The 13,967-nt window shown below is 32.3% G+C and carries 12 protein-coding genes; 9 read left to right on the forward strand and 3 right to left on the reverse strand.

Annotation, left to right across the window (positions count from 1 at the left end):
* Positions 1 to 3: 3 nt before the first annotated feature.
* From kbl to EV145_RS15750, 5 genes are all read left to right on the forward strand, one after another.
* The gene (gene kbl, locus EV145_RS15730) at positions 4 to 1,197 is read left to right on the forward strand and encodes a glycine C-acetyltransferase (RefSeq protein ID WP_133526154.1); all 1,194 of its coding nucleotides are present in this window, start codon (positions 4 to 6) and stop codon (positions 1,195 to 1,197) included.
* A gap of 113 nt (positions 1,198 to 1,310) precedes the next feature.
* Positions 1,311 to 2,774 (forward strand): OmpA family protein, encoded by a 1,464-nt coding sequence (locus EV145_RS15735; protein WP_133526155.1) that lies wholly within the window; start codon positions 1,311 to 1,313, stop codon positions 2,772 to 2,774.
* A gap of 63 nt (positions 2,775 to 2,837) precedes the next feature.
* Positions 2,838 to 5,603, forward strand: coding sequence for a PD-(D/E)XK nuclease family protein (locus EV145_RS15740; RefSeq protein WP_133526156.1), 2,766 nt, complete (start codon positions 2,838 to 2,840; stop codon positions 5,601 to 5,603).
* 2 nt (positions 5,604 to 5,605) lie between these two features.
* Complete coding sequence (locus EV145_RS15745; protein WP_133526157.1) at positions 5,606 to 5,899, forward strand: hypothetical protein; 294 nt, start codon at positions 5,606 to 5,608, stop codon at positions 5,897 to 5,899.
* Positions 5,896 to 6,567, forward strand: a complete 672-nt coding sequence (locus EV145_RS15750) for an ATP-binding cassette domain-containing protein (RefSeq protein ID WP_133526158.1) — start codon at positions 5,896 to 5,898, stop codon at positions 6,565 to 6,567. Before EV145_RS15745 ends, EV145_RS15750 begins: the two co-directional genes overlap by 4 nt.
* A gap of 684 nt (positions 6,568 to 7,251) precedes the next feature.
* On the opposite strand, the gene EV145_RS15755 is transcribed toward EV145_RS15750, so the two are convergent.
* The 3 genes from EV145_RS15755 to EV145_RS15765 form a co-directional block, all read right to left on the reverse strand.
* Positions 7,252 to 8,028, reverse strand: a complete 777-nt coding sequence (locus tag EV145_RS15755; RefSeq protein ID WP_133526159.1) for an alpha/beta fold hydrolase — start codon at positions 8,026 to 8,028, stop codon at positions 7,252 to 7,254.
* 173 nt (positions 8,029 to 8,201) lie between these two features.
* Positions 8,202 to 9,116: an alpha/beta fold hydrolase gene (locus tag EV145_RS15760; protein ID WP_133526160.1), complete on the reverse strand. Its 915-nt coding sequence runs from the start codon at positions 9,114 to 9,116 to the stop codon at positions 8,202 to 8,204.
* Positions 9,109 to 10,401 carry an aminopeptidase P family protein gene (locus EV145_RS15765; protein ID WP_133526161.1) on the reverse strand — a complete coding sequence of 431 codons (1,293 nt, stop codon included), beginning with the start codon at positions 10,399 to 10,401 and terminating at the stop codon, positions 9,109 to 9,111. Before EV145_RS15765 ends, EV145_RS15760 begins: the two co-directional genes overlap by 8 nt.
* Positions 10,402 to 10,899: 498 nt before the next feature.
* Here EV145_RS15765 and EV145_RS15770 point away from each other — a divergent pair, with 498 nt between their 5' ends.
* The 4 genes from EV145_RS15770 to EV145_RS15785 all read left to right on the forward strand — a co-directional run bounded on the left by EV145_RS15770 (position 10,900) and on the right by EV145_RS15785 (position 13,963).
* Positions 10,900 to 11,439, forward strand: coding sequence for a hypothetical protein (locus EV145_RS15770; RefSeq protein WP_133526162.1), 540 nt, complete (start codon positions 10,900 to 10,902; stop codon positions 11,437 to 11,439).
* On the forward strand, positions 11,436 to 12,620 hold the full coding sequence (locus tag EV145_RS15775; RefSeq protein ID WP_133526163.1) for a hypothetical protein: 1,185 nt from the start codon (positions 11,436 to 11,438) through the stop codon (positions 12,618 to 12,620). The genes EV145_RS15770 and EV145_RS15775 overlap by 4 nt, the downstream gene beginning before the upstream one ends.
* A gap of 138 nt (positions 12,621 to 12,758) precedes the next feature.
* Positions 12,759 to 13,208: a GNAT family N-acetyltransferase gene (locus EV145_RS15780; protein WP_133526164.1), complete on the forward strand. Its 450-nt coding sequence runs from the start codon at positions 12,759 to 12,761 to the stop codon at positions 13,206 to 13,208.
* A gap of 14 nt (positions 13,209 to 13,222) precedes the next feature.
* Positions 13,223 to 13,963, forward strand: coding sequence for a LytTR family DNA-binding domain-containing protein (locus EV145_RS15785; protein ID WP_133526165.1), 741 nt, complete (start codon positions 13,223 to 13,225; stop codon positions 13,961 to 13,963).
* The last annotated feature ends 4 nt before the right edge of the window (positions 13,964 to 13,967 follow it).

A 13,967-nucleotide genomic window follows, 5' to 3' on the forward strand; every position in this document is an offset into this window, starting at 1 on the left:
GAAATGTACGGTAAAATTAAAGAACATCTGCAAACGGAATTGCAGACAATTGAAGAAAACGGAATTTTTAAGAAGGAACGTATTATAACTTCAGCTCAGGGTGCTGAAATTCAAATTTCAACAGGTGAGACTGTTTTGAATTTTTGTGCAAATAACTATTTAGGTCTTTCTTCGCATCCAGAAGTAGTGCAGGCGGCAAAAGATGCAATGGATACACATGGTTTTGGAATGTCATCTGTCCGTTTTATTTGTGGAACCCAGGATATTCACAAAACATTAGAAAAAAAGATCGCAGATTTTTACGGAACTGAAGATACTATATTGTATGCTGCGGCTTTTGATGCTAATGGTGGTGTTTTCGAACCTTTGCTAGGAGAAAATGATGCTATTATTTCAGATAGTTTGAACCATGCTTCTATTATTGATGGAGTTCGTTTGTGTAAAGCGGCTCGTTATCGCTATGAAAATAGTAATATGGAAGACTTGGAGCAACAATTAATCAAGGCAAATGAGGCTGGAGCTCGTTTTAAATTAATTGTTACCGATGGTGTTTTTTCTATGGATGGTTTGGTTGCTCCCCTAGATAAAATTTGTGACTTAGCCGACAAATATGATGCAATGGTTATGGTTGATGAATGCCATGCAGCAGGGTTTATTGGTGCTACAGGAAAAGGAACTCTTGAAGCTAAAGGTGTAATGGGACGAGTTGATATTATAACTGGTACTTTAGGTAAGGCTTTGGGAGGTGCTATGGGTGGTTATACAACTGCGAAGAAGGAAATTATTGAGATATTGCGTCAGCGTTCAAGACCTTACTTGTTTTCTAATTCATTAGCTCCTGCAATTGTTGGTGCTTCAATTAAGGTTTTTGAGTTATTAGAAAAAGATACTTCGTTAAGAGATCAATTAGAGTGGAATACTAATTACTTTAAAGAAGGTATGAAAAAAGCCGGCTTTGATATTATTGATGGTGATTCGGCAATCGTACCGGTTATGTTGTATGATGCAAAATTATCACAAACTATGGCAAATGAGTTATTAAAAGAAGGAATTTATGTTATTGGATTCTTTTTTCCTGTAGTTCCAAAAGATAAGGCGAGAATACGTGTACAGCTTTCTGCTGCTCACACTAAAGAACATTTAGATAAGGCGATCGCAGCCTTTACATTAACAGGTAAAATGTTAAAAGTTATATAATTACCACATTCTGTAAATTTTTGTAGGTTTTTTTTAACATTTCATTTTGTATTTAAAAAATTTGGTGTTACTTTTGCTTGTAATTAACTAAATTGTAATTAAAAAAATTAAGTATGAAACATCTTAACAAACTTTTAGTTGCTGTGATGATGGTGATGGGTTTAAGTTCTCACGCACAAGACAGTAACAATCCATGGGCTATCTCATTTGGAGTTAATGCCGTTGATACTAGAACAAGTTCTGGTTCAGGAAGTGGTTTCTTTGATCAACACTTCTCTCAGCCATTTGCTGTTAAAGACAACTGGAATATTCTTCCTTCTTTATCTTACATTGGTGTAAGTAGATACGTAGGTAGCGGTTTCTCTGTTGGTTTACAAGGATCTGTAAACAAAATTGATAAATATGTTACTTTTAATCCAGCTGCTCCAGGACATGATTCTAGAGGGAACGTTGTAACTAATCCTGGTGACTTAATGTACTACGGAATTGATGCTACTATCAAATACAGTTTCCAAGAGTTAATCAAATCTAAAGTGATTGATCCTTCGTTATCTGTTGGTGGTGGTTACACTTTCTTCGGAGATAGCAGCTACGGAACTGTTAATCCAGGTGCTGGTTTAACTTTCTGGTTTACTGATGCTATTGGTCTTGAATTAGCTACAAGATACAAATGGGCTGTAAGCGGAGAGAGAGAAGATGCTTCTGGAACTCCAGATGCTGTTTCTCACTTTCAACACACTGCAGGTCTTATTTTCAAATTCGGAGGTAAAGATACTGACGGAGACGGAATCTACGACAAAGACGATGCTTGTCCAGATGTTGCTGGTTTAAAACAATTCAACGGATGTCCTGATACTGACGGTGACGGAATCGTTGATGCTTCTGACGCTTGTCCAGATGTATTTGGTTTAGCTGCATTAAACGGATGTCCTGATACAGACGGAGACGGAATTGCTGATAAAGATGATGCTTGTCCAGATGTTGCTGGTTTAGCTGCTTTAAAAGGTTGTCCTGATACTGACGGAGACGGAATCGCTGATAAAGATGATAAATGTCCTACAGTTGCTGGTCCAAAAGAAAACGGTGGTTGTCCTTTCTTAGACGCTGACAAAGATGGTGTTGCTGATAAAGATGACGATTGTCCTACAGTATACGGTCCTGCTAGTAACAGAGGTTGTCCAGAAGTAACTTCTGAGGCTTTAGAAGATCTTAAAGTTCAAGCAAGAGCGGTTTACTTCAACTCAGGTAAAGCTACTTTCAAAACAGGAGACAAAGAAACTCCAGCTAGATTAGATGCAATTAAAGAAATCCTTAAAAACTATCCAAACGCGAAATTCTCTATTGAAGGACACACAGATAGTACAGGTTCTGCTAAAATCAACCAAAAACTTTCTGAGGACAGAGCTAAAGCTGTATTAGATGCATTAGTTCAAAGAGGTGTTAATCCAGAAAACTTAGAGTCTAAAGGATTTGGAGCTTCTCAGCCAGTTGCAAGCAATAAAACTGCTGCAGGTAAAGCACAAAACAGAAGAACTGAAATTAGACATATTGGTTCTAAATACCAAGGTAAACTATAATTTACTTTGTAAATAATACTAAAAAGCCATTCTTAATTGAATGGCTTTTTTTATTTTTATGAAATGATAAATAACTCTTTTTTAGATAAAATCGCTGCCATAGTTATTCAGAATTATGGAACAAAACTTGCGGAAACTACTATTATCCTTCCTAATAAAAGAGCTAAAGTATTTTTAATAGAAGCTTTAAAAAAAGAAACTCAAAAAACTATTCTGTCACCAGAAATAATTAGTATTGAAGACTTTGTTCAAGATGTTGCTTCAATTCGTTCAGTAGATTCAATTGAGCTTTTGTTCGAGTTTTATGAAGTTTATTTGTCTGTTACTGAAAAACAGCATCAGCAGTCATTTGAATTATTTGCTAATTGGGCAAAAACACTTTTGCAGGATTTTAATGAAATTGATAGATATCTTTTAGACCCTCTTCATGTTCTTTCTTATTTGAAAGATATTGAGGATATAAAAAAATGGGGTATTGAAGTCGAAAATAAAACAAAGCTTTTAGAAAAGTATATTGATTTCTGGAAACTACTTCCTTTGTATTACGATTCATTGTATAATCACTTGTTGAATAAAGGAATTGGTTATCAAGGTTTGATTTATCGGGAAGCTGTAAATAATCTTAATCATTTTTCAAATACAGTTTCAAATCGGTCTTTTATTTTTGCAGGTTTTAATGCTTTAAATGCGGCTGAAGAAAAAATAGTGCAACATTTATTGGCTCTGGATCAGGCTAAAATTTATTGGGATTCAGACCAGACTTTTTTAAATGACCCTTATCATGATGCAGGTCTTTTTGTGAGAAGATTTAAAGAAAGCTGGAAGCATTACAAATCACATCCATTTGAGTGGATTGTAGATGATTTTTCACAGTCAAAAAATATTCAAGTCATTGGTTCGCCAAAAACCATTGGCCAAGCAAAAATAGCGGGAAGTATTATTGAAAAAATAATTTCTGAAAATCCTGCTGGAGCATTAGATAAAGTGGCTGTTGTTTTAGGCGAAGAAAACTTGCTTATTCCTGTTTTGTACTCATTGCCTTCTTCTGTTGGTGCTCTGAATATAACAATGGGATATTCTGGAAAAAACAATCCGTCGCAAATATTGATTGCTAAATTGTTTAAAATGCATACAAATGCGCTTTCTCGAAAGGGCGAAAGCTATGTGTTTTATTATAAAGATGTTCTGGATGTTTTGACGCATCCGCTCGTTGCTCCGTACGCGAATGCAAGTCATTTGGTCAAAATTATTAAAGAGAATAATTACACATTTATTTCGCAAAATAGAATCATCGAATTAAATACTAATACTTCGCCTTTATTTGATTTACTGTTTAAAAAATGGGAAAATAACTCACTAGCTGTTCTTGAAATTATTTCGTCACTTTTGCTTTTGATCAAAGAAAATTTTGATAAAGATAACGAAGAAGAAAAAATTGCGAAATCTTTTGTTTATGCAGTTTTCAAAGTAATAAATAAGTTAATTAATTATTATACCAGTCATCATCAGATTGACAATATCGATACGCTTCATGCAATTTACAAACAAATTATCGATGTTGCTGAAGTTTCGTTTGAAGGGGAACCTTTGCGGGGACTACAAATAATGGGTGTTTTAGAAAGCCGTGTTCTGGATTTTGACACAGTAATTATAACTTCAATGAATGAAGGAAAATTTCCAGCTGGAAAATCTCAAAATTCGTTTATTCCGTATGATGTTAAACGGGAGCTGGGTTTGCCTACTTTTAAAGAAAAGGATGCTATTTATACCTATCATTTTTATCATCTGCTACAAAGGGCAAAAAATATTTATCTTATTTATAATACCGAAAATGATGGGTTAGATGCTGGTGAAAGAAGCAGGTTTATTACACAATTAGAAGTTGAGAGACAGCCAAAACACAATCTGACTTTTGATATTTACAATCCGGTTTTGCCTGCCACTGCTAACAAGCCAATGATAATTCCAAAATCAGAGGCGGTTATGGAGCGTTTAAAAGAAATTGCTCAAACGGGTTTTTCGCCTTCGGCATTGACCAGTTATATTCGGAATCCGATTGATTTTTATTTTCAAAAAATCCTTAGAATTCGAGAAGTGGAAGAAGTTGAGGAAAATATTGCTCTTAATACTCTTGGAACAATTATTCATGAAACTTTAAAAGGACTTTACGAACCTTTTATTGGCAGGTTTATTTCGGAAGAAGATATTGCAAATTGTTTTAAACTTCTGGATGAAGAGGTTTTAAAACAATTTAAACTCGTTTATAAAGAAGGTGAAATTAAGAAAGGACGAAATCTTTTAGCTTTTGAAGTTGCAAAACGAAATGTTTTTAATTTTCTTAAAATGGAATTGGAAGCAATTAAGAATGGAGACGCAATTAAAATCATCGCTTTAGAACAAACTTACGAACGTGAACTGATGCATTCGAGTTTGCCATTTCCTGTTCTTATAAAAGGAAATGTTGACCGTATTGAACAGCGAAACGGAAAAATAAGAATTATCGATTATAAGACTGGAAAAGTTGAAAAAGGAAATGTTATACTGAAAACTTGGAACGGATTGACCAGAGAGCTTAAAAACGATAAAATTATTCAAGTTCTTGCTTATGCGTTTATGTTTGAAAAGCAGGCTGGAAGTCTGCCTATTGAAGTTGGAATTATTTCTTTTAAGAATTTAAAATCTGGATTTCTGCCTTTTGGATTTAAAGAAGAAAAAGACTTGGATATGGTGGTCTCTAAAGAAATTCTGGATTTTTATTTGGAGGAAATTGTTTTGCTTTTAAGTGAAATTTTTGATGTTAAAATTCCTTTTGAAGAAAAAACAGACTAACAATGAGAAAGATATTAAACATATTTGAGTTTTATAAAACTACATTGCCTTTTAATTTGATGTTTTGTGCAATTGCCGTTTTCTTAGGAGGTCCTGATTGTTTCTTTATTTTTTTCCTGAGCTTTGGTTTTTTGGCTAGTATAAGTTATAAAGAATTTTACCGTAAAAATGATTATTTATTTTATGTGAATAACGGAGTTTCTAAAATCCAGCTTTTGGTTTTTAGTTATTTTATGACATTTTGCACTGCAGTTTTATTTGGTTTTATGATTTTTTTAAAAAATAAATTATTTTGAAGAGCCACACTTTAGAAATAAGCGGTATTCAAAAAAGATTTGGGGAGAAGACAATTCTTTCGGATGTTTTTTTGAAATGTGAAACATCAGAAATTATTGGATTGCTCGGGCGAAATGGCTCTGGAAAATCCACTTTATTGAAAATTATTGCTGGACTTGAATCTGTTCCTGATCGATGTATTCGTATCAATTCAGTTTCTTTGAATACTAAAAATGTATTGATGAATGAAGTCAGTTATTTGGATCAAGATCGATTTATTCCAAATCATTTGTCTGTACGAAAAGCAATTTCCTTGTCAATCGATAAAGTAGAAAGAGCTAATTTTTGCAATGATGAATTTATTGAAAAAATTTTAAAGAAAAAGATCAAACATTTATCGAGCGGGGAATTGCGTTACCTTGAAATAAAAATGGTGCTTAATAATTCTTCTTTGTTTGTTTTACTCGATGAGCCTTATAATGGACTTTCTCCACTGATGATTGAAATTATTAACGAAATGCTCAGAGCAAGCTTAAACAAAAAAGGAATTATCATTACGGACCACAACTATCAGAATGTAATAAAAATCGCAAATAGACTCGTTTTGATAAAAGATGGAAAGACACATCAAATAAAAGAAAGAAAAGAACTTATTGAAAAGGGATATCTTAGTAATTTAGCTTTTTAAAAAGCATGTTTTAATGGAGTTGTTTTTTATAATTTGCTTGTTTTTAGTGCGTTGTGTGGCGGTGTTATTTGTTTTTCTGTTTCAAATTATAAAAATATAAACTTTTTCAATTTTGCATTTTGACTAAAAATTACTTCTCAATTTGTTTTTGTTTTTGTGTTTTTTCTGCAAAAAGATGAAAAAACTTTCTCTAGTAGAAAGTTCGTGCTTAAGCTTAAAATCAGAAATGAATTTTATGAAAGAAATTGTTATGTTTTTAAGAAAATCTATTTTTTCTGTTGTTTTTTATTGCGCATCTTCTTTTTATAAAAGCTAATAAGTATGTGATAAATAAAAGTGATTCAAAAGGTTAGGCTTGGAGTTTTTTTTAACAAGTGTTTATCGAGCAATTATGTTAATTGAAATATCTTTGGTGCTTCTTAAAGGAAATACAAGTCTGTATAATTTAAGAGAAATGATAGGGAACACAGGTGCAAATTTTTTGATGTACTTGAAAATGTGGGTAATGGGAATCTCCAACAAAGAATAATTAAAAAATAATTTTGGATTAACTAGAGCGACTTTGTCTAAATTAAGTAAAGACATTATTGCCATATTATAATTTTTTGCCCCCACAAAAGGAAGAAAAGGCTGTTTCGATGTTTATTCGAAATGGCCTTTTCTGATTTTTAAAACATTTATCTTTTAATTGAAAAAATCGGCTAAAATTGCTTTCAGTTCTTCTTTGTTTTCAATGTGGCTCATGTGTCCATCTTCAAAAGAAATCAATTCTGCTGTTGTGTCTTCAATTTGGGCAAGGCTTTCTTCGTAGTTTAAAACAGGATCTTTTTTGCCTAAAATCAATAAAACCGGGAACCGATTTTCATGTAAAAGCCATTCTCTGTCTTTTCGTATTTTCATTCCTTCAAGAGAAGCTACAATTCCTTGCAAAGGTGTTTTTAAAGCTTGCTCTTTTACTTTTTCAATTTCTTCTGCGAGACGAATTCTATTGTTTTCACTAAATAAATTCGCAATAGCCAAACTTATGAAGCCAATATAATTTTGTTTTACGGCTTTTATGGCGCGGGTTCGGTTTAGTTTTTTCTCGGCGCTGTCTTCTTTAGATGTTGAATTCAATAAAACTAATTTTTGCATTTTCTGCGGATACAATTCGGCGAAAGCCAAACTAACATACCCCCCCATAGAATGTCCCAAAACAGTAGCTTTTTCAATTTTCAAATGTTCCAAAACTTCGTTTACAGCATTGGCATTTTCCTCCATTTCATGCACATACCCCAAAGAATCAGATTCTCCGTGGCCTAATAAATCGATTGTGATTACACGGTATTTTTCTGAGAAAAGGTCAACATACTCTTTCCACATTTTTTTGTTTTCTAAAAAGCCGTGAAGCAATACAATTGCATTTCCTTTTCCTGAATCTGTAAATGATATTTTGGTGTTTTTATATAGAATGTTTTTCAAAACGGTATTTTTAAATTGTAAAGTACAAAGATAGAAAAGGTAAAACCATATGAGAAATATAAGTTCATTTCAGTTAAAAATTTACCTAATCGAGCTCAAATTAAATGAACTTTATATTTTTTATATGGTTTTAAAAAAAAAACGGCTTCCATTTCTGAAAGCCATTTTTTAATTTAAGATTTTAAAAAAGAATTAATATCGCTAAAATACTTTTCTCTCGCATCGAGCCATCCATAATGTTTAGAATGTTCCAGAAGGATTAGTTTCGAATTTGGAAAAGTCTTTTGTGCCAATTCTCCAATTTCATTACTTATAATATCTTCTTTTCCCTGAATAATTAAAACTGGGTTTTTAAAGCTTTTCAATGTGGCTTTACAATCAAAATTCATTTGCTGCATATCTGCCCATAACAAACCGTTTATTGTCGAATTACCCTGAGTCAATCTTTCTGCAATAATCGGAATATATTTTCGATCGTAAACATAGGCCGGAGCCATTGCCCTTCCTCGAGCTAAACGAGCGCTGTGTGAAGTATCGCCTTTTTCGATTTTATCATTCCAGTAATCCATAGAATCTTTTTCGACTTTGCTTAAATTACGTTCAATCAGATTCGGGCCTTTCAGTAAAGTTAAATCTAAGCCACCAGAAGATGATAAAATCAGTTTGTCAATACTATTTGGATAAACAGTTGCGTAATACGAACCCAGCATGCCACCAAAAGAATGCCCAAGAATGTTCCATTTTTTAATTTTAAGATGGTTTCGCAAAGATTCAATATCGTCTGCCATCATTTTCATCGAAATGGTTTTAGAATCTATTTTTGAAAGTTTTGATTTCCCGGTTCCTCTTTGGTCGTAAATAATGGTTTGTTGTGTTTCGGCCAAAACTTTAGCCATGTCCTCAAATCCATTGCTATTCATTCCTGGACCGCCGTTAATAATTAAAAGCGGTTCGCCTTTCCCGAATGTTTTGTAATAGGTTTTGCTTCCGTCATTATTTACGGCATAACCTTCGGTTTGAGCGAAAGTGTTTGCAGTAATAATTAGAAAAAGGAATAGAAAAATCTTTTTCATCACGAAATTATTCATTCATCAAAGTTTCGATCTCGTCAACTTCAACCGGAATGTTTCTCATTAAGTTAAATGGTGCACCTTTTTCCTGAACTACAACATTGTCCTCTAAACGAATTCCGAATTTCTCGTTAGGAATATAAATTCCAGGCTCAACCGTAAATACCATATTTGCCTTCATTGGTTCGTGAAGCAATCCGTAATCATGCGTGTCAAGTCCCATATGATGAGAAGTTCCGTGCATGAAATATTTTTTGTAAGCTGGCCATTCCGGGTTTTCATTTTGAACATCGGCTTTGTCTAATAAACCTAAACCAAGCAATTCAGAAGTCATAATTTTGCCCACTTCAATATGATATTGTTTCCAAAGCGTTCCTGGAGTCAACATTGTTGTAGCTTCATTCTTAACCTTCAAAACTGCATTATAAACCGCTTTTTGACGATCAGAAAAACGTCCCGAAACCGGAATTGTTCTTGTCATGTCGCTTGAATAATTGGCGTATTCGGCTGCAACATCTAATAAAATTAAATCTCCAGCTTTACATTGCTGATTATTTTCAATATAATGCAAAACATTCGCATTATTTCCCGAAGCAATAATTGGTGTGTAAGCAAAACCTTTCGAACGGTTACGAATGAACTCGTGTGCCAATTCAGCTTCGATTTCATATTCCGTAACATTTGGTTTTACAAACGATAACAATCTGCGGAAACCTTTCTCTGTAATATCGCAAGCGTGTTGAATCAAATCGATTTCTTCGCTTTCTTTTATAGAACGAATGCGCTGCAAAATTGGGTTGCTTTTCGCAACATTGTGTGCAGGGTAGCGCTCTTTCCACCATTTTACAAAACGAGCTTCGCGAGTTTCAGTTTCAACTGTTGCGCGGTAATGTTCGTTTGTATTGATATACATGGTGTCAGCATACGTCATCATTTCGTTCAAAATTTTATGAAAATCCTGCAACCAATAAACCGTTCTGATTCCCGAAACCTGAAAAGCACGTTCTTTGCTTAGTTTTTCACCTTCCCAAACTGCGATATGATCGTTAGTTTCTTTTAGGAAAAGAATTTCTTTTTGGTGCTCATAAGGCGCATCCGGAAACAAAAGTAAAACACTTTCTTCCTGATCTACACCGCTCAGATAAAAAATGTCGCGGTGTTGTGCAAACGGCAAAGTACTGTCGGCACTAATTGGATAAATGTCATTTGAGTTGAAAACGGCAACCGAATTAGGTTTCATTTCTGCCGTGAATTTTCTGCGATTTTTTACAAAAAGAGCGCTGTTTATTTGATGATATTTCATAATAACTTAATTTTTGAACTTCGAATTTCAAAATTAGTGATTTTTGAATAAGTGGCGCACAGTTGATTTCTTAAAGTTTTATTATTTGTTTGCACACCATTTTTGTCATTCCGAGGAACGAGGAATCCCCGCAAGTAGCTCGACAAAAATGAGGAAATGCATTGCGGAGCTACTTGCGGGGATTTCTCCTCCGTCGAAATGAAAATATTGAGAAAATCTCAGCAGCTTAGCAACTCAGAATCTTAGAAGCTTAATAAGGGCGTGCCCCTCCGGGTCGGGCTTTCGGCTATATCTTTTATTTCGCTCCGCTTCATAAAAGGATACCGCCTCTATCCCTCACGCGAATCTTGGATTTAAAAGAAATTTTTTGTCGCATAAGAGAATAATTTTTCAATTGTAGATTTTGTATATTGTCTCGCAGATTTTGAAATCATATGTACTATAAATAGTAAAAGATATTTTAACCTAACCTTATAAATAAATCACACAGCGAATAGAATGGCAGCAATTTTTGAAAAATTAAAACTGAGAGAACAATTTGAGTATCAGTTAGAAATTGATAAAGATGTTTTTTTTGATAACCTTAAACAAATTGTAGACAAAGGTAATTCTAGTGATCTTTTTTCGAGGCAGTTTGATAAATACATTGATGGTGATAATGATTATATTGGATCTGTTTATAAGGATAATTTCAGAATAAGAAAACGCTATGAACTTTTTAATAATAATAGTTCGATTGCAATTGGAAAAATTAATATTAAGAACAATACTGTTTCAATAAGTACTTCAGTAACTGCTTTTAACCATAGCAATGTTTATGCGCCAATAGTGTTTCTGGTTCTTTATGTTGGATTTTCAATTTTTGGGCATTCTCATTTTCCAGAATCATTTTTGATTTTCTTTAGAAGTATAACCATTCTTTATATTTCACTAATTGTCTTACTTTTTGTTTTAATGAGAAAAGCTGTCGCGAATTTGAGTAGTGAATTAGAAGCGGATTTCGATTTTATTCAAATAAAAAATAAAAAGATTCAATGAAATTAAAAGTATTTTTACTGCTATTAATAAATACAGTTGTTTACTCACAGTATACTTTAATTCCTGATGCCAATTTTGAGAGGGCTCTAATTGCAAAAGGTCACGATTCTGGTGATGTTGATGGAAAAGTACTTACAGAATCGATCAATAAAATAAAAGAACTTGAAATCTATACTTCAAAAATTTCAGATTTAACTGGAATTCAGGATTTTACTGCGTTAGAGGATTTTAACTGTTCTGAAAATGAACTATCGAGCTTAGATGTTTCTAAGAATTTGAATTTGTGGAGATTGACATGTGTTAGAAATAAAATAACTAGTTTAAAAGTGTCTGAAAATTTGAAGTTAAGATATTTAGAATGCTACGATAACAAATTAACAATTTTGGATATTTCTAAGAATTTAAATCTTTCACATTTAGATTGTTACAAAAATAAAATAATGAGTTTGGATCTTTCTAATAATTTAGAAATGTGGTATTTGGATTGTTCTTCCAATCAAGTTCAGTTTTTGGATCTTTCGAAGAATAAGGATTTAAATAAGTTGTTTTGTAGAGACAATAAATTAAAAAGTTTGGATGTTTCGAAAAATGTCAATTTAACTATTTTAAACTGCTTTGTCAATCAAATAGCAGTTTTGGATGTTTCTAAAAATTTAGAATTAGAGTTTTTAAGCTGCGCAGGAAATCAATTAAACAGTTTTGATGTTTCGAAAAATTTGAAGCTAAAATTATTGGATTGCAGTAAAAATAAAATAAAGAATTTCGATACTTCAAAAAATGTAATCTTGTCGCAGTTATATTTAAATACTAATGAATTAAAGAAGATTGATGTTTCCAAAAATTTGAAACTTAATTTTCTAGGCTGCTCTGAAAATAAACTCTATGAATTGGATATTTCTAGAAATTTAGAGTTGTTCAATTTAGATTGCAGGGCAAATAAATTGCAACGTGTAGATATCTCTAAAAACTTAAAAATAGCATATCTCGATTGCTCTTCAAATAATCTTGTAAGTCTGAATTTAAAAAATGGTAATTACGCTAATTTTGGTACAGTGTTGATAGATTTTAAAAACAATAAGAACCTTTCGTGTATTATTGTAGATAATGTTGATTATGCAAATTCTAAATGGAGCTACTTTAAAGATCCAAATGTAAGTTATAGTTTGAATTGTAAAAGATAATAAATTTACGATTTATAAGTAATCACAATGTATATCCACATGATTTGTCATTTCTCTTTACGTCGAAATGACAAGATTGCATTAAAAAGACTTTGTTAAAGTTTCAGTCGATTTTAATTTCACACATTTTTCAAACCAATGATAATTCAAAAAGCCAACATACTCGACAACGAAATCCTCACAGCAATAACCAAAAAGTCAAAAGCATATTGGGGATATTCAGCAGAACAAATTCAAAAATGGGATCAAAATTTGACCATTTCTCAGGATTATATTAGAAACAATAATACATTCAAATTGATAGATAACGATTTAATTATAGGTTATTATTCCTATCTTTTTGAAAATGAAAAGACTGTAAAACTTGATAATTTATTTATCTTGCCGGAATATATTGGAAAAGGATTTGGAAAATATTTGCTTCTTGATTTTGTAGCCCGAATAAAAGAGGAAAAAATAGAAAAAATCATACTCGATTCAGAACCAAATGCTGCGGAATTTTACTCCAAAATGGGATTTGTAAAAATTGGAGAATTTGAAACTTCCATAAAAAACCGTTTCATGCCCATTATGGAAATGAAACTTTAAAATTGAATCAAAAAGTGAAACAGCTCAACATCTCCATAAAGCATAATCTTGTAATCGGTTTACTGATTGGTTTATGGCTTTTCATTTTTGCCTTCATCATAAAACCTTTTGATGATGGAACTATAAATTTTCAAGCTTGGTTTTTAATTAGTTCTGGTTTTAGTGCAGTGGCTTTTTTATGTTATGGACTTTTAGCTTTTATTCAAAAAAGCCTTTATGAAAGAATTGGAAAGTGGAATGTTAGTTTAGAAATAACAGCCATTTTTTTATTTCATTTAATGTACCTGATTGGGATTTTTGCTTTTTACAAAAGCCCAATTTTAAAAGGCGGATATAAATTTTCAGAATTCTTTTTGATCATATTTATTAAAGTAGCTTTAATTTTGACTCCCGTAATTATTTTGGCAAGAAGATATTTAATCAAACTAATTCCCGTAAAAGATGATATTTTAATATTTAAGGGAGAAAATAAATTAGATATTCTAAAAATAAATAAAGCAGATTTGGTTTGCATTTCAAATGCACAAAATTATGTTGAAATTTTTTATACAGAGAACGGAAAGCTAACTTCAAAACTATTACGGACTTCACTCAAAAATGTACAGAAAGATTTTGGTTTTTTAATGCAAATTCATCGTTCACATTTAATAAATCCAATACATTTTAAATCCTGGAGAAATGCAAACACAATTATTTTGACCCAAATAGAACTTCCTGTGTCAAAAAATTATAAAGAAACTTTATTGGCATTGTGATTTC

Origin of the sequence: Flavobacterium sp. 245 (assembly GCF_004362055.1) — a bacterium.
Taxonomy (GTDB): Bacteria; Bacteroidota; Bacteroidia; order Flavobacteriales; family Flavobacteriaceae; genus Flavobacterium.

Bases quoted from the DNA above. Each gene is read 5' to 3' on its own strand.
- kbl (WP_133526154.1), top strand. From the start codon at position 4: ATGTACGGTAAAATTAAAGAACATCTGCAAACGGAATTGCAGACAATT.
- EV145_RS15735 (WP_133526155.1), top strand. From the start codon at position 1,311: ATGAAACATCTTAACAAACTTTTAGTTGCTGTGATGATGGTGATGGGT.
- EV145_RS15740 (WP_133526156.1), top strand. From the start codon at position 2,838: ATGATAAATAACTCTTTTTTAGATAAAATCGCTGCCATAGTTATTCAG.
- EV145_RS15745 (WP_133526157.1), top strand. From the start codon at position 5,606: ATGAGAAAGATATTAAACATATTTGAGTTTTATAAAACTACATTGCCT.
- EV145_RS15760 (WP_133526160.1), bottom strand. From the start codon at position 9,116: ATGAATAATTTCGTGATGAAAAAGATTTTTCTATTCCTTTTTCTAATT.
- EV145_RS15765 (WP_133526161.1), bottom strand. From the start codon at position 10,401: ATGAAATATCATCAAATAAACAGCGCTCTTTTTGTAAAAAATCGCAGA.
- EV145_RS15770 (WP_133526162.1), top strand. From the start codon at position 10,900: ATGGCAGCAATTTTTGAAAAATTAAAACTGAGAGAACAATTTGAGTAT.
- EV145_RS15775 (WP_133526163.1), top strand. From the start codon at position 11,436: ATGAAATTAAAAGTATTTTTACTGCTATTAATAAATACAGTTGTTTAC.
- EV145_RS15780 (WP_133526164.1), top strand. From the start codon at position 12,759: ATGATAATTCAAAAAGCCAACATACTCGACAACGAAATCCTCACAGCA.